Here is a 3,492-nt window from a genome sequence, read left to right as displayed (position 1 = left end):
TAAGGGATTATGTTGCATCCAATAACAATTATGACCTTAATTATATTAATAGTCATACTACTAACGGTGATCGTGCTTTGGCGTTTATTGGTGAGCCAGAAAATTTCTGGGGATTGGTCGCGGGGGGGAGATCGTTATTTTCATCGTCAACAACGATGAGTGATAAATTAGTTGGTGGAGCTTTAAGTTATGGTGCGAATGGTCTAGTACAAATCTCTAGTGGAAATACCGGAGATAAATTTGATTTAGTTAGCTTTGGGTTTTCTGGGCTAACCGGTGCGGCAACCACCGGTAAATCTTATTATTCAAACCAACTTATTGGTGCGGGTAGTGCTTATGCGACTAGCCAAATTACAGGACAAGATAGTCAAGCCGCTGTGATGGGTAGCATGATAGGTACTGGAGTAGGTTATGGTATCGGCTCTGCCATTACCAATAAATTAGAAACTCAGTACATTAAAAATTACTTTGGAATGGAGGCCAGTAAGAACGCTTTAAAATATACTGAGAATTCCTTTGGCCCTGGTTATTTGTTTAAAGGTGGGGCAATGAGTCCAATTCCAGGTATGTCTGGTGGTGGTGTCGGTTCTTTAATGTCAGAAGCTGCTAGTAGTGCTGCTCAAAAGGAAGTTCAAGGAGGTGATAAGTGAAACACCCTCTTTTATTCCTTTTGTTTTTAATCATCACTTATGCTGTTGTGTGTGCTGTTGGTGTAGTAATTACGATATGGATCGTTCTATCACATCCAATAACTTTTCAACAGGTTATACACTATAGCAAGATCGGTGTATTTGGTGGTGGATGGATAGGTGCGGGAATATGGTTTTCATATTATCTAAAATGTAGAAAAAATCTTAAGTAATTGTTGTTGAGAATAACTATCTGAGCACAACAGAATCCCGGCAGCTTGATAAAGAGTTGTCCGAATGTAAAGCCTCTGGCGATGACTGTAGACCGGTTATTGAGAAGTATCTTGAGATCAGCAATAAAAACAGTAGGGAACTGGTTGAAGCCTGTACTGGCGGCGGCGTTGCCTGCGTCACCTGGGAAGAGTTGATTCAGGCAAGCACCAATGTGGCGAATGATGCTCATCCATCGCAGTACCGGCTGGATGAAAAGCTGAAAGATCCGGATGCGGCGGCACTGGTGAATTATCTGAACGGTGCGGATCTTAAATTCCTGAAAGACAATATCACCACCGGAGATCGTGTCATGGCCGTTGTCGTCGATCCGACGTCATGGCCAGTTATTGTGATGGGTGGAAAAGCGATAGTGACTAACAACGCTGGAGCCAAGGAGAGATTAATAGCTGTTGGAGTATCAAGTTCTGCTAATACAGCTATTCAATATGGGACCAGCAAGACAGGGGAAGTTAAATTATCAGATGTTATTGGGGCAGGAGTTATTGCACTGGTTACTGCTGGTAAAAGCTATAACCCAACAGTGGCCTGGAATGCAGCAGGTGGCTATTATCAGGCAGAAATCAATGGTGACGATCCGTTTATGGGGGCATTGCTGAGTAAGGCTGGGGCATCGGTAGGTTATGCCGCTGGTAATATTATTAAAGTACCGATGGATAAAAAATTAAATCCAGTATCAAAAAAATATGAGTGGGTATCAACAGGTGTTTGGACTATCACAAAGCCAACTCCTCAAAATAACTTACCTTCTCTTTCTGGAAATGTTGCTGACTCAGCTGCTTCTGGGTGGTTCTCTGATGCATTGCAAAACTCCATAAAAGATAAGGAGCATAACAATGCTAGTAAGTAAAAAATCACTACTGATACTGTTGTATTTATGCGTTGCATTATTTTTAATGCTTTTTTTTATTAGTCTTATTTTTCAAGTGGTCGGGTATTGGATTGGTGGTGGTGATCAGATGCTAGGGTACTTGAAGGACAACTTTCATAAAGTATTGAAGACAGGTTCAGTGGGGGGGGCTGTTGGATGTGCATACTGGTTCTTTTACTATCGAAAAATATAGAGTAACAAGTGTTTGACTACAAAAGCGGAGAACTTCGGAAAAACTGAACTTCCGAGGTTCTTGGTACTAACCCCGCATCCATCGCAGTATCGGCTGGATGAAAAGCTGAAAGATCCGGATGCGGCGGCACTGGTGAATTATCTGAACGGTGCGGATCTTAAATTCCTGAAAGACAATATCACCACCGGAGATCGTGTCATGGCCGTTGTCGTCGATCCGACGTCATGGCCAGTTATTGTGATGGGTGGAAAAGCGATAGTGACAAATTCAGTGACGAAAGGAAAAGAGCAGTTGATCGCGGTGGGCGTCTCTACGGCTGCGAGCGCCGGTATTCAATATGGAACCACCCGGGAAGTAAAACTCTCTGATTTAATTGGTTCCGGTATTATCAGTGCGATTACGGCAGGTAAAGGTTATAACCCAACAGTAGCCTGGAATGCGGCAGGTGGTTATTACTCAGCGGAAATAAGTGGTGATGATCCGTTTATGGCGGCGTTGCTGAGTAAGGCGGGGGCTTCTGCTGGTTATGCGGCGGGTAATATTCTCAAGATACCGTTTGATAAGAAGTTCAATCCAATATCAAAACAGTATGAATGGGTGTCGACAGGTGTTTGGACGATAACTAAACCAGCACCTCAAAGTTCTGTTCCTTCTATTGTTGGTAATATAGGCGATTCTGCTGCTTCAGGTTTTTTTAATAGTGGGGTTGACAATTACCTAAAGATTAACGGTGAAAGCAATGAAAAGAAATGAGCCGTTATGGCTAATGATTTATCTTCCCTGCACAATCGCTATTTTTTTATTTTTTATTAGCTTGTTTTTCCAAGTTATCGGTTATTGGATTAGTGGGGGGGAGGATATTATTGGATTGATTAAAGATAACATTTACCTTTATCTGAAAATGGCAGGTCTTGGGTTTATACTGGGTTTTGTTCTTTGGTTCTTTAATATTCGCTAATCAATATCTTTGTCAAAAAATCCCGGCCTTGAGCCGGGATCATCTTTTCCCCGTCAGACCCTAATCTCTGCCTCAATCACCAACTTCCCGCGCTCAGTGGTCACGATAACCGGCTGTCCGGTGTTAAAACCCAGTTACCCTAGCCACTTGCCGCTGAGCTGAAGCTGCGGGCTGGGCGTTTTTTTCCTCCGTCGGAGGGTAATGCCGCTCGTAATGTTTTTTAACTACTTCGGCCTATTAGGCGACGTTTATTACATCTGACATTAGGCGGGGTTACAGGAATGGCTAATGTCAGCGGCTGAAGGCTCGGTTATGATGTGGCGCAGGCGAACCAGACGCTCTCGCCGATATTCGACAAGGAAAAAGAGCAGCAGCGGTTGCAGGAAGCGCTGCTGATAGGCGAAATCGGCACTCAGGCGGCGGGGTAATCCCCCCGAAAAAGCGGAGTGTTCATAAGTAGAATTTTCTCGTAATCTGAACGCAGGAGATTCGCTATGAAAAAATCACGCTTTACCGACAGTCAGATCATCGCCATCCTCAAACAGGCCGA

Annotated in this window: 4 protein-coding genes; all 4 read left to right on the top strand. The window is 43.7% G+C overall.

The genetic code is table 11. The features are described from left to right. Positions 1-650: hypothetical protein (locus tag ABRZ26_RS24875; protein ID WP_319606690.1), on the top strand; the 650-nt coding region annotated here is incomplete at its 5' end. Between the two features lie 268 nt (positions 651-918). Beyond that, positions 919-1,770, top strand: coding sequence for a hypothetical protein (locus tag ABRZ26_RS24870; RefSeq protein ID WP_319606689.1), 852 nt, complete (start codon positions 919-921; stop codon positions 1,768-1,770). Positions 1,771-1,996: 226 nt separating this feature from the next. Further along, on the top strand, positions 1,997-2,737 hold the full coding sequence (locus ABRZ26_RS24865) for a hypothetical protein (protein ID WP_319606688.1): 741 nt from the start codon (positions 1,997-1,999) through the stop codon (positions 2,735-2,737). Next, on the top strand, positions 2,724-2,942 hold the full coding sequence (locus tag ABRZ26_RS24860; RefSeq protein ID WP_319606687.1) for a hypothetical protein: 219 nt from the start codon (positions 2,724-2,726) through the stop codon (positions 2,940-2,942). The genes ABRZ26_RS24865 and ABRZ26_RS24860 overlap by 14 nt, the downstream gene beginning before the upstream one ends. The last annotated feature ends 550 nt before the right edge of the window (positions 2,943-3,492 follow it).

The organism is Brenneria sp. L4-2C, from assembly GCF_040240335.1.
Lineage (GTDB): Bacteria > Pseudomonadota > Gammaproteobacteria > Enterobacterales > Enterobacteriaceae > Brenneria.
The sequence above is the reverse complement of the archived record's forward strand: the minus strand, read 5'-3'. Positions and strand labels throughout refer to the sequence as shown.